Origin of the sequence: Brachybacterium saurashtrense (assembly GCF_003355475.1) — a bacterium.
GTDB lineage: Bacteria > Actinomycetota > Actinomycetes > Actinomycetales > Dermabacteraceae > Brachybacterium > Brachybacterium saurashtrense.
On the sequence record NZ_CP031356.1, the window covers coordinates 118,024 to 137,888 of the forward strand.

Below are 19,865 nucleotides of genomic sequence, written 5' to 3' on the forward strand. Positions count from 1 at the left end.
CATGCAGGCGGCAGGCGAGACGGACCGGGAGACCTGGGTGCACGGCACCGAGGACGAGGACGCCGCGCGCCCCCTCACCCCGCGCGGCATCCTGCGGGCGGCGCGGGACTCCGGCGGGCTCGCGTTCTCGATCCCGCCGGTGCTGTTCATCCTCGTCCCGATCGTGTTCGCGTGGACCCAGTCCCCCGGCCCCGCGGCGGCGCTGGCGACGGCAATGCTGCTGCTGTACGGGGCGATGTTCGTCGCCACCTGCGGCATCGGGCTGTACCCGCTGCGGGTGCGGCTGCTCTGGCTGGCGCTGTGCACCCTCGTGCTGCTGGCCCTGCTGCCGCTGCTCGGCGTGAACGTGCTGTACATGGTGATGTTCCAGGCCATGACCCACGTGCTGCTGCTGCCGTGGCGCTGGGCGGTGCCCTCCATGCTCGGCGTCTGCCTGCTGGTGCTGGTGCTCGCGATCGCGACGGGCGTGCCGATCGCGGCGGGCCTGGCGGTGATGGGTGCGGTGATGGCCTGGGGGATCGGGGCGGGCATCCGCCAGCAGATGCTGCAGGAGCAGCTCGAGGCCGCCCAGCGCCGCAACGCCGTGCTCGCCGTCGCCGCCGAGCGCGAGCGCATCGGCCGCGACCTCCACGACCTCGTCGGCCACTCCCTCACCTCGCTGATCATCTCCGCGCAGCTCGCCCGGCGCCTGCTGGAGACCGATCCGCCCGCCGCGCGGGACCAGCTCGAGCACATCGAGGGCACCGTGCGCCAGGCGCTCGCCGACGTGCGCGCCACCGCCTCCGGCATGCAGACCGTGCGCGCCGCCACCGAGATCGCCTCCGCCCGCACCGTGCTGGCCACCGTGGGCATCCGCGCCGAGGTGCCCACCGCGCTGCCGCCCCTGCACGACGACCTCGCCGAGCTGTTCGGCTACGTGATCCGCGAAGGGGTCACCAACATCGTGCGCCACTCCCACGCCGGGAGCGCCGCGATCACCGTCACCGAGGACACCGTCACCGTCGCCGACGACGGCATCGGCATCCCGCACGGCGCCGCCCGCAGCGGACTGCGCGGGCTCGAGGCCCGGGTCGCGCTCGCCGGCGGCCGGCTCGAGCTGCGCTCCGGCGAGGACGGCACCGCTCTCACGGCACGGATGGGGGAGGCGTCATGATCCGCCTGGTGGTCGCCGACGACCAGGCGATCCTGCGCTCCGGCCTGGTGGCGCTGCTGCGCCTGGAGAAGGACCTCGAGGTGGTGGGGGAGGCGGCCGACGGCGCCGGGACCCTCGCCGCCGTCGCCGCGCACCGCCCCGACGTGCTGCTGCTGGACGTGCAGATGCCCGCCGGCACCACCGCCGACGGCGCCGACGGTCCGGCCGACGGGATCGCCGCCGCCGAGGTGCTCACGGGGCAGGAGGGCGCGCCGCGGATCATCGTGCTGACCACCTTCGGCCGCGCCGGCTACCTGCGCCGCACGATGGAGGCCGGCGCCCACGGCTTCATGGTCAAGGACACCCCGGTGGAGCGGCTGGTGGATGCGATCCGCCGGGTTCACCAGGGGCTGCGGGTGGTGGATCCGGAGCTCGCCGCCCAGTCCCTCGCCGTGGGTCCCAGCCCCCTCACCGCGAAGGAGACGGAGGTGCTGCAGACCGCCGCGGCCGGGGCCGGCACCGCCGCGATCGCCCGCACCCTGTTCCTTTCCGAGGGCACGGTGCGCAACCACCTCTCCTCCGTGATCGGGAAGCTCGGGGTGACCAACCGGGCCGAGGCCGTGAGGACCGCCTCCGACAACGGCTGGATCTGACCGCACCGGCCGGGATCCGCGTAGCCTGCCGTGGTGCACACGCTCGAATCCCTGCTCGGCGCGCTGATCGAGGTCAGCGTGCCCGCCTTCGCGATCGCGTCGATGCTCTCCATGGGGTTGCGCACCCCGCTGCGCGCCTTCCGCGACCAGATGCGGGACCGCCGCACCGTCCTCGCGGTGCTGGGCGCGAACTTCGTGGTCGTCCCCGCGGTGGGCACCCTGCTGGTGTGGCTGCTGAACGGACTGCTGCCGCACCACACGGGCGAGGGCTTCGTCATCGCGCTGTGCGCGGCCGGCGCCCCGTTCGTGCTGCAGCTGGGCGCGATGGCCCGCATCCCCTACGGCGAGACCGCCGGTCCGATGGCGGTGCTGCTGCTGGGCTCGATCGTGTTCATGCCGCTGGTGGTGCCGTTTCTGCTGCAGGACGTGGACGTGCACGGCTGGGCGGTGGCGCAGCTGCTGCTGGGCACCATGCTCTCCCCGATGGTCGCCGGGATCGTGCTGGGCGCCGTGTTCCCGCGCCGTGCGGACCAGCTGGCGCGCACCGCCGGCAGCGTCGCCGCCGTCTCCGCGGTGCTGATGTTCCTCTCCGGCTTCGGCGCGAACAGCGCCCTGGTGCTGGACCTCCTGCTCTCCCCGGTGCTGCTGGTCGCGGCGGGCCTGGTGGCGATGGCCTTCCTCGTCGGCCGCTTCTCCGGGGACCTCGCCGGGAGCACCCTCACCGTGCCGGACGGCCCCGCGATCCTCACCAGCCAGCGCAACATCGCCGCCGCCCTGCTCGTGGCCCGCACCGGCACCGGCCCGGAGGACGACGGCTCCATCGTCCTCGCGATCCTGCTGCTGAGCGCCGTCGGCTTCGTGATGCTGGTGCCCTACGCGCTCGCCAGCGGCCTGGTGCGCCGCCGCCGGGCCGGGGAGGCCACCTCCCTGGGGGTGCTGCTGGGTGTGGTGGGCCCGAAGGCGGACTGATCCGCCGAGAGGAGAACCACGTGGCCACCGGCCCGGGCGGACCCTAGGCTGGCGCGGTGTCCTCCCTGCTCCGCATCCTCCGCTTCACCCGTGACCTCTCCCCGCTGTACACCGCGATCATCATCTGCTCGGTGCTCACCGCCGCCGCGGGCCTGGCGGTCCCCTTCCTGATCGGGCACGCCACCGACACCGTCGCGGCCGCCGTGGGCGGGGAGACCCCCACCGGCACCGCCGTGCGCACGGTGGTGCTGATCGCGGCGGCGGTGCTGGCGGCGGAGCTGGCCAGCACCGTGATCTCCAACGTCGGCGGCTGGTTCGGCGACGTGATGAGCAACCGGATGCGCACGATCCTCTCGGTGCGCTACTACGACAAGCTGCTGCACCTGCCGCAGCGCTGGTTCGACGGCGAGATCACCGGCACCATCGTGGCGCGGCTGAACCGGTCGATCACCGAGATCACGAACTTCGTGAAGATGATGTCGAACTCCTTCGCGTCGATGCTGCTCACCACCGCCGCGGTGCTCGTGATCAGCGCCTGGTACGCGTGGCCGCTGGCGCTGCTGCTGCTGGTGGTGTTCCCCGTCTACGTGTGGCTCACCTCGCTCACCTCCGTGAAGTGGCAGCGCCTTGAGGGGGAGAAGAACCAGCAGGTGGACATCGCCTCGGGGCGCTTCGCCGAGGTGGTGGGGCAGATCCGGGTGGTGAAGTCCTTCGTGCGCGAGCGCGGCGAGCTCGCCGAGTTCTCCCGCCGCTTCGGCTCCACCGACGCCACCACCCGCGAGCAGTCCTCGCACTGGCACCGCATGGACGTGCTGCGCCGGGCCTTCCTCAACCTGGTGTTCTTCGGGATCTACACAATCATCTTCGTGCGCACCGTGCAGGGCGCCTTCTCCCTGGGCGAGATGGTGCTGCTGGTGCAGCTGATGAGCATGGCCAAGGCGCCGGTGGAGTCGATGAGCTTCGTGATCGACACCGCGCAGCGCGCGATCGCCGGCTCCCGGGACTACTTCCGGGTGATGGAGACGGAGGTGGATCCGCGGATCGCCGCGGTGCTGGCCGCCCGCGACGACGAGGCGGACGGCGCCGCCGCGGCGCCGGCGGTGGATCCGGTGCCCGGGGCGCCGGTGGTCGCCTTCCGCGACGTCTCCTTCGCCTACGAGGACGGCGAGGACGTGCTGCACGGCATCGACTTCACCATCGACCGCGGCGAGAAGGTGGCGCTGGTGGGGGAGTCCGGCGGCGGGAAGTCCACCATCGTGAACCTGCTGCTGGGGCTGTACGAGCCGCGCAGCGGCAGCGTCGAGGTGGTGGGCCGGCCCAGCGACGAGCTGCCGCTGGACCAGCTGCGCGACCGCATCGGCGTGGTCTTCCAGGACGCCTCCCTGTTCTCCGGCACCATCCGGGAGAACATCGCCTACGGCCGGCCCGCGGCGAGCGAGGAGGAGGTGGCCGACGCCGCCCGTCGGGCCAACGCCGACGCCTTCGTGCGCCGCTTCCCGGACGGCTACGCGCAGGTGATCGGCGAGCGGGGGCTGAAGCTCTCCGGCGGGCAGCGCCAGCGCATCGCGGTGGCGCGGGCGATCCTCAAGGACGCCCCCGTGCTGGTGCTCGACGAGGCCACCTCCGCGTTGGACACCAAGTCGGAGATCCAGGTGCAGAAGGGCCTGGACGAGCTGATGACGGGCCGGACCTCGCTGATCATCGCGCACCGGCTCTCCACCATCGCGGAGGTGGACAGGATCATCACCCTGCGCGACGGGCGGATCGACGAGATCGGCAGCCCGGCCGAGCTCGCGGCCTCCGGCGGCATCTACGCCCAGCTGCTGGCCCTGCAGAGCTCGGGCGACAGCCGGCGCCTGGCGAGCTTCGACATCACCGGCTGATCCTCGGATCCGGCCGCTGTCCAGCGGACTCCCGGCGGCGCGGGATAGCATGTCCGCGATCACACTCTCCCCGGGGGACGAAGGAGCAGACATGGGATTCATCCAGGCATTCAAGGGCGCTGTGGGCGGGATGCTCGCCGATCAGTGGAAGGACTTCCTCACCGTGCCCAACGGGCTGCCGCAGACGGCCGCCCTGTTCCCGGCGGTGCCCCAGGGCACCAACGCCGGGCGCGGCTCGAACACCCGCGGCAGCGAGAACGTCATCTCCAACGGCTCGAAGATCCTCGTGCCCCAGGGGTACGGGCTGATCACGGTGGTGGACGGCCGCGCCACCGGTCTGATCACCGAGGCGGGCGGCTACGAGTTCAACGACTCCTCGCCGGACGCCCGCTCCGTGTTCGCCGGGGACGAGCTGCTGGCCTCCACCGTGGGCACCTCCTGGGAGCGCTTCAAGTTCGGCGGCCGCCCCTCCTCGCAGCAGCTCGCCTTCTACGTGAGCCTCAAGGAGATCCCGGACAACCGCTTCGGCACCCAGTCGGAGATCTACTGGGACGACGCCTACCTCAACTCGCAGGTGGGCGCGGTGTGCCGCGGCTCGTACACGCTGCGGATCATCGACCCGCTGCTGTTCGTGCACAACTTCGTGCCCGCCACGTTCATCTCCGCCAACGCGCCCGTGTTCGACTTCGCCGACATGGACAACAAGGCCGGCAGCCAGCTGTTCCAGGAGGTCGTGGGCTCCCTCGCGCAGGCCTTCTCCCGCTACACGAACGATCCGGACAAGGGCAACCGCATCTCCCGCATCCAGGGCGACTCCGTGGGCTTCGCCCAGTCGCTCTCCGCCGCGGTGGAGGAGAACTACCGCTGGTCCAGCGATCGCGGTCTCGCGATCGTGAAGACCGCGATCGTCTCCATCGAGTACGACCAGCACACCCGAGAGCTGCTGCGCGACGTCCAGAAGGCCGACGCCCTCTCCGGGGCCCGCTCGCAGTCCTTCATGAACCAGGCCGCGGCGCGCGGCGTGCAGGCCGCGGGCGAGACCGGCGGCGGTGCGGGACTGGCGATGTTCGGCGCGGGCATGGGCGCCGCCGGGGGCATGGTGGGCGCCGCCCAGCCGTGGTCCCCGCCCGGACAGCAGGCTCCCGCGCAGCAGGCGGCGCCGGCGCAGCAGGCCGCACCGGCCTCCGAGGACCCTGTCGCGAAGCTCGCCCAGTACAAGCAGATGCTGGATCAGGGCCTGATCTCGGACGAGGACTACGAGGCGGCGAAGAAGGCCGCGCTCGGCCTCTGAGCAGCACGGTCGGCGCATCATGACCCTTCCCCCCGAGGAGCCGCGGGACGCGCACGAGCCCCGGCCCGCCGAGCCTGCCGGGTCCGGCGGGCCGGTGCCGCCCGCTCCCCAGGAGCCGGCGCCCCCGCGCGAGGACTCCGGCAATCGCTTCATCGACACCAGCTCCGGCCGGGACGACGGGCTGAACAAGTGCCCGCGCTGCGGCAGCACGGAGATCGAGTACGCGCTCGGCGCGAAGGCGCTGGTGTGCTCCCACTGCCGCCACACCTGGAACGAGCAGAACGCGGAGAAGCTGTTCGGCCTGGACTCCTCGATCGCGGAGCTGCAGGGCCACACCCTCGCCTCCGGCACCGCGGACGTGCGCGAGGACCTCACCATGGTGACCCTGAAGTGCCAGGGCTGCGGTGCGGAGGTGGTGATCAACGCCGAGCAGTCCGTGCAGGCCCGCTGCCACTGGTGCCGGCAGACCCTCTCGCTGAACACCCAGATCCCCAACGGCGCCGTGCCGGACGCCCTGCTGCCCTTCCAGCTCACGCGCGAGGACGCGATCGCGCGGATCGAGGAGTTCGCCGGGAGGCGCCGCACCTTCGCCCAGCGCCGCTTCAAAGAGGAGTTCGTGCCCGAGAACGTGATGGGCGTGTACATCCCGTACCTGGTGGTGGACGGCAATATGCACGCCGTCCTCACCGGTGACGGGGAGGTGACCACGCGCGAGTACACGGTCACCGTGGGCAGCGGGGACAACAAGCGGCAGGAGACCCGCTACGACGCGGACGTCTACTCCGTCCAGCGAGCCTTCGACCTGCTGGTGGACGATCTCACCGTGGAATCCGCCGAGCGCTTCGACGCCCGGGACAACAGCGCCGCCACCAACAACATCCTCAACGCGGTGCAGCCGTACGACGTCGAGAACGCCGTCGTCTACAACTCCCACTACCTCAAGAACTTCACCTCCGAACGGCGCGACCTCAACGTGCGCGACGTCGACCACCTGGTGGAGGAGAAGTTCCTCTCCATCGCCCGGGCGAAGGTGCAGCCCACCGTGCGCCGCTACGACCGCGGGGTGCGCTGGACCGGGGAGGGCGTGGCCGTGCGCGGCACCCGCTGGGTGTCGGTGTACGTGCCGGTGTGGCTGTACAGCTATGCGGAATCCGCCTCCGGGGACTCGCTGGTGCACTACATCGCCGTCAACGCCCGCACCGGCACCACCATGGGATCCATCCCCGTCTCCCATCCGAGGATCTTCGCCGCCGCCTGCGCCGGCGGCACGATCGCCGGGATCGTCGGCCTCGTGGTCGGCCTGCTGGGATTCTTCGCCTGACGGGGTGACCACGATGCCCACCGCCCCCACCCCCGATGCCACTCACGAAGGAGGACGCCGTGCTCCCGCTGCTCGCTGAGCTCTCCGCCGCGCCCGGCACCCCGATCCTGCTGGCGGACGGCTCGTCCTCCGACGGGATCTTCCTGCCGTTCCTGCTCGGTCCGCTGACGTTCGCGGGCATCTACATCGGCATCTACCGCTTCTACCGCAACACGGACAAGCGCCACCGCTACGAGCGCGAGACCAAGGTCGCCGTGGGCAACCTGCAGCAGGACGATCGCCGCACGGGCAGGAAGACCGGCCAGAGGAGCAGGAGCATGGACGGACGCAACGACACCGACCACCTCACCCGGGTGCGGCGACTGCGGGTGCAGTGACATGAGCACCGCCGAGGGGACGGCCGACGTCATCGTGGTGGGCGCGGGCCTGGCCGGCCTGGTCGCCGCCGCCGAGATCGCCGACGGCGGCCGGCGCGTGCTGCTGCTGGAGCGCGAGGGCGAGCAGGACCTGGGCGGCCAGGCCTGGTGGAGCTTCGGCGGGCTGTTCCTCGTCGACTCGCCCGAGCAGCGCCGCCTGGGCATCCGCGACAGCCTCGAGCTGGCGCGGCAGGACTGGCTCGGCTCGGCCGCCTTCGACGATCCCGACGACCGCTGGCCGCGACAGTGGGCCGAGGCCTACCTGCATTTCGCGGCCGGGGAGAAGCGGGCCTGGCTGCGCGCGATGGGGCACCGTCTGTTCCCGGTGGTGGGCTGGGCCGAGCGCGGCGACGGCCGCGCCGAGGGACACGGCAACTCCGTGCCCCGCTTCCACCTCACCTGGGGCACCGGCCCCGGGATCGTGGAGCCCTTCGCCCGGCGCCTCGCCGCGCACCGCGAGACGGGCCGGATCACGCTGTGCACCCGGCACGCGGTCGAGGAGCTGCTGGTCGAGGACGGCCGCGTGACGGGAGTGCGCGGCAGCGTGCTCGCCCCCGACGGCACCGTGCGCGGAGTGGGCTCGAGCCGCGAGGTCACGGGCGAGTTCGAGGAGCGGGCAGGCGCCGTGCTGGTCGCCACCGGCGGCATCGGCGGGAACGAGGAGCTGGTGCGCGCGCTGTGGCCCGCGGACCTCGGCACCATGCCCGAGGACCTCGTGCACGGGGTGCCCGCCAGCGTGGACGGCGCCGGGATGCTCGCCGCCGAACGCGCCGGCGCCCGCTGGATCCACAAGAGCCGCATGTGGCACTACACCGAGGGGATCCGCAACTGGGACCCGGTGTGGCGCGGGCACGGCATCCGCATCCTGCCCGGCCCGTCCTCTCTGTGGCTCGACGCCCGCGGGCGCCGCCTGCCCGCCCCCGCCCATCCCGGCTTCGACACCACCTCCACGCTGCGGCACCTGCGCACCACCGGGCACGACCACTCCTGGTTCGTGCTCACCCGGAAGATCATCGAGAAGGAGTTCGCGCTCTCCGGCAGCGAGCAGAACCCGGACCTCACCGGCAAGGACTGGACGCAGGTGCTCTCACGGGTCAGGCCCGGGGCGCCCGGACCCGTGCAGGCCTTCCTCGACCACGGCGAGGACTTCCTGCAGGCCAGCACCGTGCCCGAGCTGGTCGCGCAGATGAACGCCCTGACCGGCGAGGACCTGATCGACGCCGCGGAGGTGGAGCGGGTGATCCGCGCCCGCGACGCGGAGATCGCGAACCCGTACTCGAAGGACGCCCAGATCACCGCGCTGCGCGGGGCGCGACGCTACGTGGGGGACCGGCTGATCCGCACCGCGGCCCCGCACCGCCTGCTGGACCCCTCGGCCGGGCCGCTGATCGCGGTGCGCCTGCACGTGCTGCTGCGCAAGACCCTCGGCGGGCTCGAGACGGACCTCGGCGGGCGGGTGCAGCGCGCCGGGGGAGAGGCCCTGCCCGGTCTGTACGCGGCCGGCGAGGCCAGCGGCTTCGGCGGCGGCGGCGTGCACGGCCACAACGCCCTCGAGGGCACCTTCCTGGGTGGGTGCCTGTTCTCCGGCCGACAGGCCGCCGCGGGCGTGCTCGCGGACCTGCGGTGAGCACCCTTTCGGCGCCCGGCCGCTGACCGGCTCACTCCCCGGTGCGCTCGGCCTCCTCGAGGAGCATGGCGGAGAAGTCGTGCTCGCCGCGGCCCGCGGCGACCTCCGCCTCCAGGGAGGCGAGCGCGCCGCGCAGGGCGGGCAGGTCGCTGCCGGGGCGGGGGCCGGAGTCGTCGGCCGGGCCACTCTCGACGGTGTCGATCATCAGGCGCGCATCCTTCGCGATCGCCTGCGCGGTGAAATCCCCGCCCTCGGTGGTGCGCTCACCGCGCACGAAGGGGCCCTTCATCCCGGCGATGAACGCGAGTCCGGTCGCGCCCAGCATGTCCAGCGTCTCCTCGGCGGAGGTGCCGGTCGCCTCGCCGAGCGCGAGCGCCTCGCGCAGCCCCTGGGCACTGACGGCGAGGGCCAGGTTCGCCAGCAGCTTCCCGACCGCCGCCTTCCGGCCCGAGTCCACCGCCCGCAGCCGCTCCGGATCCGCCCACGGCGCGACCAGCGTGCACACCCGGGCGCGCAGCGCCTCGTCGGCGGTCCCGACGTACACGCCGAGGGTGCCCGCCCGCGCCGGGCCCAGCGTGCCGATCACGGGCACGCCCACGTAGGTGGGGACGGCGGCGGCGAACTCCTCCGCATCGGCGGGGGAGACGGTGGTGGTGTCCACCCAGGGCACCCCGGCAGGGATCAGGCCCGCGTCGAGCACCGTCTCGCGCACGGCGTCCGGGCCGAACAGCGAGGTGATCACGATCTCGGCGCCCCCGACAGCTTCGTCGGCGGTGGCGGCGACCGCGGCGCCGGCCTCCGCCAGGCGCGCGGTGCGCTCCGGTGTGCGGTTCCAGACGGTGAGCTCATGGTCGGGGAGCAGGTGGAGGGCGAGCTCGGTGCCCATGCGGCCGGTGCCGAGGAATGCGATTCTCATGGCCCCAGTCTGGCACCGGGCGGCGACGCGGGCGCGGCCGCGGCCGCCGGCGTCCACATCCCGGTGTGCCCCGGCGGCGGGCTGTGTGCACAATGGAGGCATGACACCTCGCGTGACCCGTCGTCGAGCGCTCGCCGCGGCCGCCGCCGCAGGGCTGGGCCTGCCCGCCGCGGCGGAGGCCGCCACCACCCCCTCCCGCCACCGCGGCCAGTTCCAGAACCTGCGCGTGGCCACCTACAACGTCTCCCTGAACAGGGCCCAGGAGGGCCAGCTGCTCACGGACCTCGCCACCGGCGAGGACCCGCAGATCCGTGCGGTCGCCGAGATCATCCAGCTCAACAACCCGGACGTGCTGCTGCTCAACGAGTTCGACCACGACGAGGACGCCCGCGGCGTGGACCTCTTCCGGGAGAAGTACCTGGAGGTCTCCCAGCACGGGAAGAGCCCGGTGTTCTACCCGTATACCTACACCGCCCCGGTGAACACGGGCGTGCCCAGCGGGCTGGACCTGAACCGCGACGGCACGGTGGGCGGGCCGGACGACGCCTGGGGCTTCGGCGAGTTCCCCGGCCAGTACGGGATGGTGGTGCTCTCCCGACACCCCATCCTCACCGACGAGGTGCGCACCTTCCAGGAGCTGCGCTGGGCGGACATGCCCAGCAACCTCCTGCCCACCGAGTTCTACGGCCCGGAGATCTCCCCGCAGCTGCGTCTGAGCTCCAAGTCCCACTGGGACGTGCCCGTGCGCGTGGGCTCCCGCACCCTGCACGTGCTCGCCGCCCACCCCACGCCGCCCAGCTTCGACGGCCCGGAGAAGCGCAACCAGCGCCGCAACAGCGACGAGATCCGGCTGTGGGCGGACTACCTCAGCCCCGGCCAGCGCTCCCGCTGGATCGTGGACGACGCCGGCACCCGCGGGGGTCTCGCCGCCCGCGAGCAGTTCGTGATCCTGGGGGACCTCAACGCCGATCCCGTGGACGGCGACTCCTGGCCCGGCGCGATCGACCAGCTGCTGGACCACCCGCGCGTGCAGGACACCGCCCCGCACAGCGAGGGCGGGACGGAGGCCGCCGAGCTCCAGGGCGGCGCCAACGCCGAGCACACCGGAGATCCCCGCCTCGACACCGCGGACTTCAACGACGCCCCCGTCCCGGGCAACCTGCGCGTGGACTACGTGCTGCCCTCCCGCACACTCCAGGTGGTCTCCTCCGCGGTGTACTGGCCGCGACAGGGCGAGCCCGGCAGTGAGCTCACGGGGCAGTACCCGTTCCCCACCTCGGATCACCGCCTGGTGCGGGTGGACCTGCAGATCCAGTCCTGAGGAACGGCGTAGGCTCCGGCCCATGAGCGAGAACGCCACGCCCGCCCCCGCCCCGCTGCCGCCGCTGATGGAGGTCGCGCAGCTGCACGCCCTGCAGGCCGAGTCCCGGGCGGCCGGCACCCCCGTGCACCTGCTGGACGTGCGGTGGGCGCTCGACGGCTCCAAGGGCCGCGGCACCTACCTCGGCGGGCACCTGCCCGGCGCGGTCTACGTCGATCTCGACACCGAGCTCGCGGCCCCGGCCCGCCCCGAGGCAGGCCGCCACCCCCTGCCCGCCGCCGAGGACTTCGCCGCCACGCTGCGCCGTGCCGGCGTCACCGCGCACGGCACCGTGGTCGCCTACGACGACGGCGACGGCGCCCCCGCCGCCCGCCTGGTGTGGATGCTGCGGGCGCTGGGCCACCGGGCCGCCGTGCTCAGCGGCGGCGTCGCCGCCTGGGACGGGCCGCTGGAGACCGAGGACGTGCACCCCGAGCCCGGGGACGTGCCCGTGCGCGACTGGCCCGCCGCACGCCTGGCCACCGCGGACGAGGTCGCCGCCGGGCAGGCGCTGGTGGTCGACGCCCGTGCCGCCGCGCGCTACCGCGGCGAGGCGGAGCCGGTGGATCCGCGCGCCGGCCACGTGCCCGGCGCCGTGAACCTGCCCTACAGCGCGAACCTCGACGAGTCGGGCCGCTTCCTGCCGCCCCGGGAGCTGCGGGCCCGGTTCGAGGCCGCCGGGGTGCGGGAGGACCGCGAGACCATCGTGTACTGCGGCTCCGGCGTCACCGCCGCCCACGACCTGCTGGCCCTGGAGAGCGCGGGCTTCACCAGGCTGCGCCTGTTCCCCGGCTCGTGGTCGCAGTGGAGCGCGGACGCCGCACGGCCCGTCGCCGTGGGCCCCACTCCCTGAGCGCCCTCACCCCTGGGGGTGGATCTCCCGGATCGCGGCGATGATCTCGCGATGGCGGCGGCGCTGCGCCGCCCTCTCGCCCTCGGGGACGTCCTGGCCCAGCACCGCCGCCCAGATCGGCACCATCTCCTCGTGGTAGGCGTGGCCGTGCCCGCCGCGCACCGCGATCGACAGCGGCATGTCCGCCGCGATCTGCCAGAACGTGATCCACGGGAACCAGCGCATCGCCGGGGTGACGTCGTGCCCCGCCCGCTCCCGCAGCCAGGCCGGCTCCCGCCACAGCAGCGAGGGATCGAACCACACCACCGGGTCCGAGGGGTGCTGGGCGTAGACCACCCGCGGGAACTCCCACGGCTCGTACAGCCCGCCCCAGTAGTCGCGGTGCAGATCCCGGGGCCGGGTCACCACCCGGATGTGGCGGCCGCCGTCGATGATCGGCGCCACCGCGGGGGAGCCGGGGCGGGAGCGGGAGGTGAGCTGCTGCCACAGCGGGGTGAAGCTCGGAGTGCCGGTCCACACCGCGCCGTCCACCGTGCGCAGCATCTCGGGCACGTCGCGGAAGGCGGCCTGCCCGCCGAAGGAGCCCAGCGACTCCCCGGCCACGTACAGCGCGGGACGACGATCCTCGGGCAGCGCGGCCAGACGGCGCCGCACCGCCTCCAGCAGCAGCCTCCCCGCCCGCTTGGGGGAGCGGCGATCGATGAGGTAGGTGAGGGGGCTGGGGTAGTACGAGTACTGGATGGAGGCGGTGGCGCAGTTCCCGCCCGTGAGGAACTCGATCGCGGAGAGCGACCACTCCTGCAGCCAGCCGGTGCCGGTCCCGGTGAACAGCACCAGCACCTCCCGGTCCCAGGCCCCGGTGCGCTCCAGCTCCGCCACCACCGCCTGCGCGGTGGACTCCAGGTCGCGGGAGGGGGAGGCCGCCGCGTACACCCGGATCGGCTCGCGGGCCTGCACGCCCGTCGCCGCCCCGATCCGCGCGGCGTCCGCGCCGCCGGAGACGATCTTCCGGCCGGGCGCCCCCAGCGACTGCCAGGTCTCCAGGGACTCCGGCCCGCCGGAGCGCAGAGGGGAGGTGGGGCGGGGCACGTCCGGGGAGATCAGCCGGTTCGCGGCCTCGGCCCGCTCGATCATCGACTCGAGCACGCGGCCCCGGAGCAGACGGTCGGCGACCACCGCGGCGGTCGCGACCGTGAGCAGCAGCGACAGCACCCTCACCGTGCCGGCGGGGAGATAGGGCCGCAGCAGCGCCCGGTACAGGCGCGCCGTGGTGAGCAGCGAGCGGGCCACCAGCAGCGCCCCCACCGACGCGCCCAGCCCCGCGGCGGAGCCCACCACGTGGGTGGCGAGGTTCTTCGGCTCCTCCTGCACCAGGTGGCTGATCTCCCGCTGGCGCAGCACCCCCCGCACCCAGGAGTAGGCGGTGATGCCCACCAGCGCCCCGGCGCCCAGCCAGCGCGCACGACGGCGGTGGTCGGGCGCGATCCGGACCTCGAGCCCCAGCTCCCGGCCCAGCCGGTCCAGCACCCGCGCGGCGAGCGCCCCCGTGGAGTAGCCGTACACCTCGGAGAGCCCGATGTTCGCCGCCCACATCCACCAGGTGCGCGGAAGCAGTGAGGGCGAGGTGGAGATCCATGCCGCCGCGGAGGCGCCCAGGAAGCCGCCGGTGTCCAGCGGGGCGGTGAGCGCGATCCGGCGGGAGCGGCGCCGGGTGCTCGCGGTGACGCCGCGCAGCGCGCCGACGGCGCCGCCGAGCCAGCTCCTCGGGGCGGACGGGCGGGGAGCGGGGCCAGGGCGCATGCAGGCAGGCTATCGGACCTGTGAACAGCGAGAAAGGCTCTGCGGGGCGGTCCAGGGGGTGTCGTGCCCCGCCCGCTCGCGGCGCGGCTCCGTAGGGTGGTGCCATGAAGATCCTGCTGCCCGACACCGCTCCGCTGCACCCTGCCCTGCCCGAGGGATGGGAGGCCGTGACCGTGGACGCCCGGGCGGGGATCCCGCCGGCGCACCACGACGCCGACGTGCTGGTGGTGTGGGGCGCGTCCCGCCGGCACCTGGCCTCCGCCGCCGAGCACCTCGCCGGGCTGCGCCTGGTGCAGTCCCTCGCCGCAGGGGTGGACGGCATCCTCGCCGCCGGGTTCGACGAGGACGTGGTGATCGCGACCGGTGCCGGCCTGCACTCGCGCACCGTCAGCGAGCACACCCTGGCGCTGCTGCTGAGCCTCGTGCGGCGCCTGCCGGAGAGCCGTGAGGCGCAGCAGCGACACGAGTGGTCCTCCGAGATCGGCGGCCTGCAGCCGCTGCACCCCGAGGGCAGGCTCACGACGCTGCTGGGTGCCCGGGTGCTGATCTGGGGCTTCGGGCAGATCGGGCAGACCCTCGCCCCGGTGCTCGCCGCGCTCGGGGCCGAGGTGCGCGGCGCCGCCCGCAGCGCCGGCACCCGGGCGGGCTTCGAGGTGATCGCCGAGGAGGACGTGCTCGCCGAGCTGCCGGAGGTGGACGTGCTCATCGACATCCTGCCCGCCAGCGCGCACACCGCCGGCGCGGTGGGCGAGGAGGTGCTCGCCGCCCTGCCGGACCACGCCCTGCTGGTGAACGTGGGGCGCGGGGCCACCGTCGATCAGGAGGCGCTGCGCGCGGCGCTGGAGGCGGGCACGCTGGGGGGCGCCGCGCTGGACGTCACCGAGCCGGAGCCGCTGCCGCAGGACGACCCGCTGTGGGACGCCCCGCGCCTGCTGATCACCCCGCACTCCGCCGGCGGGCGCCCGGTCGGGGCGGACGAGCGGATCGCCCGCAACCTCCGCGCCCTGGCCGCGGGGGAGGAGCTGCTGCACGTGGCGGCGCGCTGAGCGCACCGCCACGCGCAGCGCGCGTCACGACTGGCGCGTGAAGGGGTTGCGCAGGCGACGGCGGACGTGGCCCTCGTCGGCGCGCTCCGCCTCTCCGTCCTCGACGGGCGGCAGCTGGATCTCCCCGGTGTAGGTGGAGAGGTGCTCGACCACCTGCTCGTGGACCCTCTGGTCGAGCTGGTCCTGGAACTGCTGGCCGAAGCCGTCCTCGAGCCGGGACTCGAACTGCTCGTCCATCTCGCTGGCCACCTTCTCCTCGACCTTCGCCTCCACCTGGTCGGCGATCTCCTCGGAGTAGCGCTCCATGAACTCGCGCTGGCGCAGGCGCAGCTCGAGGCGCTCGATGACCTTCACCTCGCGGGCCAGGGAGCGCCACAGCGAGATGCACATGCCGATCATCACCACGGAGAACGGCAGCGCGGAGAGCAGGGCGAGCGACCGCAGCGCCGTCATGCCCGAGGCCTCGCCGGAGAGCGAGCCCACCCAGATCAGGGACGCCGCGATGAGGCCCGAGGTGCAGGCCCAGAAGATGCGGGTGATCCGGGGCGGGTTCGGATCGCCCTTGTGGGCGATCATGTCGATCACGAAGGCGCCGGAGTCGGCGCTGGTGATGAAGAAGATCGACACCAGCAGCACGGCGATGCCGGAGAGCAGCGCCCCCGCCGGGAGGTGGGAGAAGGTGTCGAACAGGGCGGTGTTCGCGTCGATGCCGCCCTCGGCGTTGGTGAAGTCCACGCCGCCGAGGACCGCCTCGTACAGGGCGGTGCCGCCCATGATGGTGAACCACAGGAAGGTGAGCGCGGTGGGCACCAGCAGCACGCCGAGGATGAATTCGCGCACCGTGCGGCCCTTGGAGATGCGGGCGATGAACACGCCCACGAAGGGCGACCAGGAGATCCACCAGCCCCAGTAGAACGTGGTCCAGCCGTTGATCCAGGTCGCGCCCTCCTCGCCGCGGAAGGGCAGGGTCTGGAAGGCGAGCTGCAGGAAGTTCTGCAGGTAGTAGCCGATGTTCGAGACCACGTCGCGCAGCAGGAACAGGGTGGGGCCCAGGATCAGCACGGTGATCAGCAGCAGGGCGGCCAGGCCCATGTTGAGGTTGGAGAGGATCTTGATGCCCTTGTCCACGCCGGTGGCGGCGGAGAGGGTGGCGAGGATCGTCACCACGGCGATGATGACCACCTGCACGGTGGTGGAGTTCGGCAGCACGCCGAGGTGGTCGAGGCCGGCGGCGATCTGGTTCACGCCGAAGCCCAGCGAGGTGGCGATGCCGAACAGGGTGCCCACCAGGGCGATGATGTCGATCAGGTCGCCGATCCAGGAGTCGGTGCGCTTGCCGAGCACCGGCTCGAGCGCCCAGCGGATCGAGACCGGGCGGCCCTTGCGGTGCACTGCGTAGGCGACGGCGAGGCCCACCACCACGTAGATCGCCCACGCGTGCAGGCCCCAGTGCAGGAAGGTCTGGCCCAGGGCGCGCTCGGCACGGTCCGGGTCCGGTAGGGAGGCCGCGTTCGGCGGCGCCCCGGCCTCGCTGTAGAACGTGAGCGGCTCGGCGGCGCCCCAGAACACCAGGCCGATGCCCATGCCGGCGGCGAACAGCATCGCGAACCAGGAGAAGATGCTGAACTCCGGCTCGTCGCCGTCCTTCCCCAGGCGGATCTCGCCCATGCGGCTCACGGCCAGCACGATCGCGAACGCCACGAAACCGGTCACCGCCAGCACGTAGTACCAGCCGATGGAGCTGACCACCGTGGTGTTCAGGGTGGAGATCGCCTCGTTGAACACGCCGGGCAGCAGCAGGGCGAAGACGACCGAGACGAGGATGATCCCGGCGGAGACGAGGAAGACCGGCTTCGAGAGCCCGTAGGAGACGGGAGGGACGGGCTCGTCGGTCGAGGAGGAGGGCGGGGACTGGGCCGTCGATGCGGTCACTGTGGATCTTTCCGGAGGGGACAGGGGCAAACGGTTACGCACCGTAGCCCTCCGGCAGGTCCGGGACCAGCAGATGTGCGATATTGCGGCGCAGTGGACCCGCAACGCGTGATCCGCGCCACACGTGGGCCGCGGCGGGCGGGAGGGGGCCGGCGGCGCGGCTCAGCCGGCGAGACCCTCGGCGAGCGCCTCCACCGCGCGGGCGGAGGCCGTCGCGGCGACGTCGAGCTCGAGATGGAACTGCTGCCCGGCGGCCGGCCCGCACAGGTCCGAGACGGCCCGCAGCGCCACGAACGGCACCCCGAGCGCCTGGGCGGTGCGGGCGCTCGCGGTGGTCTCCATGTCGGCGCTGAGCGCGCCCGGGAAGCGCTCGCGCATCGGCCCGGCGAGCGGGGCGGTGACGAAGGCGTCGCCGGAGAGCATCAGCCCGCGCCGCACGGCCGCGGCGTCGGCGCGGCGGGCGGCGGCCTCCGCGGCCTCCACCGCAGCGGTCTCGGCCCGGAAGCGCACGGGCCCGCCGGGAAGCTGGCCGGGCGCGTAGCCGAAGGCGGTGGCGTCCGCGATCGAGTAGCTGAACTCCTCGCCCACCACCAGCGTGCCCACCTCGACGTCGGCCGCGAGCCCGCCGCAGGTGCCGGCCGCGACCACCAGCGACGGCGCGGTGGCGAGGATCCCCCAGGTCACGGCCGCGGCGGCGGCGGCGAGGCCGATGCCGGTGGTGACCACCGCCGTGTCCGTCCCGGCCAGGGTGCCGCGCACCGCCTCCACCCCGCTCGTGAACGGGGTCTCCAGCGGGCGGGGGGCGGCGAGCCGCTCCACGAGCGGCGCGGCCTCCTCCGGCATCGCGACGAGGACCAGCAGGGGACCGGGGGCGGCGGGCGTCTCGGGCATGGTCGCAGGCTACCGGTCCGGGCGGCGGCGCCGTGCAGGGAGGCGGGGCGGATTCGTTAGGCTGGCGGCAAGGCCAGCGAGGCGACCGGCCCCGGTCGCGAACAGGAGGCAGTGATGGGACGCATCCGAGACGCCGTGGTGACGGGAGCGCGGGCCGTGCGCCGCCTCCCGATCCCCTCGACCCTCACCCATCAGGCGCTGCGGGAGGCCCGCAGCCCCCAGCCCCCCGGGCACGTCCAGAAGGCGCACGCGGTCGAGACGGAGATGCTGGGCCGCACCCGCACCGTGTGGCTGGACCCGCACCGTGCGGACAACGGCATCATCGTGCACCTGCACGGCGGCGCGTACGTCTCCGGCCCGTTCTCGAGCGACTGGTCGTGGCTGTCGCGCCAGATCGACGCCCGCGACTGCGCGGGCCTGATGATCGACTACCGCAACGCCCCGGACCACCAGCACCCCGTGGGCCGGGACGACGTCGAGGCGGCGCTGGGTGCGCTCGCGGCCGACGGGCGCCTCGAGGGGCGCCGGTGGGCGCTCACCGGCCAGCACTCGGGCGGCGGCCTGGCCTTCGTGGTCGCGCGCCGCCTGCGCGAGCAAGACCGGGTGCCGGCCCCGGACGCGCTGATCGCGATGTCTCCCTGGCTGGACCTCGCCCTCTCCAACGCGACCATCACCGAGACGGACCAGGTGGACCCCGTGCACGAGCGTCGCCTTCTGCGCGACGCCGCCCGCCGCTACGCGGGGCGCACCCCGGTGGACGATCCCGACCTCTCCCCGCTCGCCGCACCGCTCGAGGGACTCCCGCCGCTGCACCTCAGCGTGGGCCTGCGGGACCTCTTCCTCTCCGAGGTGCGGGTGGCGCGGCTGCAGCTGGAGGAGAACGGCGCGGATCTGCGCTACCGGGAGCTCAACGGGCGGCTCGGGCTGCAGCTGCTCCCGCGCCGCGGCGAGGACATCGAGCGCCTCCACCGCGAGCAGGCGGACCTCCTGGCCCGGGCCCTGGTCCGGGACTGAGGGCGGTTCCCGGCGCGGGTCAGCTCTCCACGATCACGAGCGCCGCGCCGGGCGCGCAGGGGGTCCAGCGCCGCCGCGGCAGCAGGCGCACCATCCCGGCGATCAGGAGCCCGTGGCCGATGGTGTACGTGAGCATCACCAGCTCGGTGCTGTACGCGATCGAGGCGCCCGGCAGGAACCAGTCCATCGCCAGCAGCGAGCTCGAGAGCAGGAACAGCGTGCCGCCGGACCAGGTGAGCCCGTTGCCGCCGGCGGAGAGGAACGCCATCGTCGCCAGCGCCACCGCATAGGCGGCGACCACGGGCAGCAGGGAGCCGGCGCCGTCCGCGCAGGCCACGAACAGCCCGATCACCACGGCGCCGTAGGGGATCGCCAGGGCGTACCGCATCGGGTCCCGGGTGCGCACCCAGTGCGGGGCGAGCGCCGCCGCGTAGAGGATCAGCGCGCCCAGGAATCCCGCCACCGTCACCTGCTGGGCGAGTCCCGGGACCAGCTGCCCCAGGGAGTCGCCCACCCAGGCGCACAGCAGGCCGCCCAGCAGCAGCGTGGAGGTGCGGGAGCGACGGGGGGCGGCGGTGAGCAGCGCCGCCATCAGCAGCGGCGCGAACAGCGGCTGGGTGATGTCCCGGACGATCTCCGCCCCGGCCATCACCGCCGCGACGTTCACCAGCACCGTCAGCGCATACGTCCCCCACAGGGCGAGGTGGGCGGCGCGGATCGGGGGCACCGCTCAAGCGTAGGAAGGGCCCGCCGCCCCGACC

At 73.5% G+C, this 19,865-nt stretch carries 17 protein-coding genes; 12 read left to right on the plus strand and 5 right to left on the minus strand.

Features of this window, described 5'->3' with window-relative positions; genetic code table 11:
• Window position 1: 1 nt before the first annotated feature.
• From DWV08_RS00530 to DWV08_RS00565, 8 genes are all read left to right on the plus strand, one after another.
• On the plus strand, window positions 2-1,153 hold the full coding sequence (locus DWV08_RS00530) for a sensor histidine kinase (RefSeq protein WP_241237419.1): 1,152 nt from the start codon (window positions 2-4) through the stop codon (window positions 1,151-1,153).
• Entirely contained in the window at window positions 1,150-1,785 is a 636-nt protein-coding gene (locus tag DWV08_RS00535) for a response regulator transcription factor (RefSeq protein WP_115412015.1), read from the plus strand. Before DWV08_RS00530 ends, DWV08_RS00535 begins: the two co-directional genes overlap by 4 nt.
• 33 nt (window positions 1,786-1,818) lie before the next feature.
• Entirely contained in the window at window positions 1,819-2,754 is a 936-nt protein-coding gene (locus tag DWV08_RS00540; RefSeq protein ID WP_115414840.1) for a Na+-dependent transporter, read from the plus strand.
• Window positions 2,755-2,810: 56 nt separating this feature from the next.
• Window positions 2,811-4,637 carry an ABC transporter ATP-binding protein gene (locus DWV08_RS00545; protein ID WP_115412016.1) on the plus strand — a complete coding sequence of 609 codons (1,827 nt, stop codon included), beginning with the start codon at window positions 2,811-2,813 and terminating at the stop codon, window positions 4,635-4,637.
• Between the two features lie 91 nt (window positions 4,638-4,728).
• On the plus strand, window positions 4,729-5,928 hold the full coding sequence (locus DWV08_RS00550; RefSeq protein ID WP_115412017.1) for an SPFH domain-containing protein: 1,200 nt from the start codon (window positions 4,729-4,731) through the stop codon (window positions 5,926-5,928).
• A gap of 19 nt (window positions 5,929-5,947) precedes the next feature.
• The gene (locus tag DWV08_RS00555; protein ID WP_241237420.1) at window positions 5,948-7,249 is read left to right on the plus strand and encodes a TFIIB-type zinc ribbon-containing protein; all 1,302 of its coding nucleotides are present in this window, start codon (window positions 5,948-5,950) and stop codon (window positions 7,247-7,249) included.
• Between the two features lie 35 nt (window positions 7,250-7,284).
• Complete coding sequence (locus tag DWV08_RS00560; RefSeq protein ID WP_241237421.1) at window positions 7,285-7,626, plus strand: hypothetical protein; 342 nt, start codon at window positions 7,285-7,287, stop codon at window positions 7,624-7,626.
• Window position 7,627: 1 nt separating this feature from the next.
• Window positions 7,628-9,292 carry an FAD-binding dehydrogenase gene (locus DWV08_RS00565; protein ID WP_115412018.1) on the plus strand — a complete coding sequence of 555 codons (1,665 nt, stop codon included), beginning with the start codon at window positions 7,628-7,630 and terminating at the stop codon, window positions 9,290-9,292.
• Window positions 9,293-9,323: 31 nt separating this feature from the next.
• On the opposite strand, the gene DWV08_RS00570 is transcribed toward DWV08_RS00565, so the two are convergent.
• Window positions 9,324-10,208 (minus strand): NAD(P)-dependent oxidoreductase, encoded by an 885-nt coding sequence (locus tag DWV08_RS00570; RefSeq protein WP_115412019.1) that lies wholly within the window; start codon window positions 10,206-10,208, stop codon window positions 9,324-9,326.
• Between the two features lie 100 nt (window positions 10,209-10,308).
• Here DWV08_RS00570 and DWV08_RS00575 point away from each other — a divergent pair, with 100 nt between their 5' ends.
• Both DWV08_RS00575 and DWV08_RS00580 read left to right on the plus strand, forming a co-directional pair.
• A complete protein-coding gene (locus tag DWV08_RS00575; protein WP_162801460.1) occupies window positions 10,309-11,529 on the plus strand; it encodes an endonuclease/exonuclease/phosphatase family protein in 1,221 nt (406 codons plus the stop codon).
• A gap of 22 nt (window positions 11,530-11,551) precedes the next feature.
• Entirely contained in the window at window positions 11,552-12,421 is an 870-nt protein-coding gene (locus tag DWV08_RS00580; RefSeq protein ID WP_115412021.1) for a sulfurtransferase, read from the plus strand.
• A gap of 6 nt (window positions 12,422-12,427) precedes the next feature.
• On the opposite strand, the gene DWV08_RS00585 is transcribed toward DWV08_RS00580, so the two are convergent.
• Window positions 12,428-14,221, minus strand: a complete 1,794-nt coding sequence (locus DWV08_RS00585; RefSeq protein WP_115412022.1) for an alpha/beta hydrolase — start codon at window positions 14,219-14,221, stop codon at window positions 12,428-12,430.
• A 104-nt stretch (window positions 14,222-14,325) separates the two neighbouring features.
• On the opposite strand from DWV08_RS00585, the gene DWV08_RS00590 reads away from it, so the two are divergent.
• Window positions 14,326-15,267 carry a phosphoglycerate dehydrogenase gene (locus DWV08_RS00590; protein WP_115412023.1) on the plus strand — a complete coding sequence of 314 codons (942 nt, stop codon included), beginning with the start codon at window positions 14,326-14,328 and terminating at the stop codon, window positions 15,265-15,267.
• Between the two features lie 24 nt (window positions 15,268-15,291).
• On the opposite strand, the gene DWV08_RS00595 is transcribed toward DWV08_RS00590, so the two are convergent.
• Window positions 15,292-17,199, minus strand: a complete 1,908-nt coding sequence (locus DWV08_RS00595) for a BCCT family transporter (RefSeq protein ID WP_164740409.1) — start codon at window positions 17,197-17,199, stop codon at window positions 15,292-15,294.
• 162 nt (window positions 17,200-17,361) lie between these two features.
• The gene (gene mtnN, locus DWV08_RS00600) at window positions 17,362-18,090 is read right to left on the minus strand and encodes a 5'-methylthioadenosine/S-adenosylhomocysteine nucleosidase (protein WP_115412024.1); all 729 of its coding nucleotides are present in this window, start codon (window positions 18,088-18,090) and stop codon (window positions 17,362-17,364) included.
• Window positions 18,091-18,204: 114 nt separating this feature from the next.
• Here mtnN and DWV08_RS00605 point away from each other — a divergent pair, with 114 nt between their 5' ends.
• Window positions 18,205-19,104: an alpha/beta hydrolase fold domain-containing protein gene (locus DWV08_RS00605; RefSeq protein WP_115412025.1), complete on the plus strand. Its 900-nt coding sequence runs from the start codon at window positions 18,205-18,207 to the stop codon at window positions 19,102-19,104.
• A gap of 19 nt (window positions 19,105-19,123) precedes the next feature.
• Here DWV08_RS00605 and DWV08_RS00610 read toward each other — a convergent pair whose 3' ends face one another.
• Window positions 19,124-19,831: a lysoplasmalogenase family protein gene (locus DWV08_RS00610; protein ID WP_115412026.1), complete on the minus strand. Its 708-nt coding sequence runs from the start codon at window positions 19,829-19,831 to the stop codon at window positions 19,124-19,126.
• Window positions 19,832-19,865: the final 34 nt, after the last annotated feature.

What these genes read in the sequence shown, in the direction of transcription:
- mtnN (WP_115412024.1), bottom strand. Translation starts at nt 18,090, where the DNA reads ATGCCCGAGACGCCCGCCGCCCCCGGTCCCCTGCTGGTCCTCGTCGCG.
- DWV08_RS00590 (WP_115412023.1), top strand. Translation starts at nt 14,326, where the DNA reads ATGAAGATCCTGCTGCCCGACACCGCTCCGCTGCACCCTGCCCTGCCC.
- DWV08_RS00550 (WP_115412017.1), top strand. Translation starts at nt 4,729, where the DNA reads ATGGGATTCATCCAGGCATTCAAGGGCGCTGTGGGCGGGATGCTCGCC.
- DWV08_RS00560 (WP_241237421.1), top strand. Translation starts at nt 7,285, where the DNA reads ATGCCACTCACGAAGGAGGACGCCGTGCTCCCGCTGCTCGCTGAGCTC.
- DWV08_RS00530 (WP_241237419.1), top strand. Translation starts at nt 2, where the DNA reads ATGCAGGCGGCAGGCGAGACGGACCGGGAGACCTGGGTGCACGGCACC.
- DWV08_RS00605 (WP_115412025.1), top strand. Translation starts at nt 18,205, where the DNA reads ATGGGACGCATCCGAGACGCCGTGGTGACGGGAGCGCGGGCCGTGCGC.
- DWV08_RS00565 (WP_115412018.1), top strand. Translation starts at nt 7,628, where the DNA reads ATGAGCACCGCCGAGGGGACGGCCGACGTCATCGTGGTGGGCGCGGGC.
- DWV08_RS00535 (WP_115412015.1), top strand. Translation starts at nt 1,150, where the DNA reads ATGATCCGCCTGGTGGTCGCCGACGACCAGGCGATCCTGCGCTCCGGC.
- DWV08_RS00585 (WP_115412022.1), bottom strand. Translation starts at nt 14,221, where the DNA reads ATGCGCCCTGGCCCCGCTCCCCGCCCGTCCGCCCCGAGGAGCTGGCTC.
- DWV08_RS00555 (WP_241237420.1), top strand. Translation starts at nt 5,948, where the DNA reads ATGACCCTTCCCCCCGAGGAGCCGCGGGACGCGCACGAGCCCCGGCCC.
- DWV08_RS00575 (WP_162801460.1), top strand. Translation starts at nt 10,309, where the DNA reads ATGACACCTCGCGTGACCCGTCGTCGAGCGCTCGCCGCGGCCGCCGCC.
- DWV08_RS00580 (WP_115412021.1), top strand. Translation starts at nt 11,552, where the DNA reads ATGAGCGAGAACGCCACGCCCGCCCCCGCCCCGCTGCCGCCGCTGATG.
- DWV08_RS00570 (WP_115412019.1), bottom strand. Translation starts at nt 10,208, where the DNA reads ATGAGAATCGCATTCCTCGGCACCGGCCGCATGGGCACCGAGCTCGCC.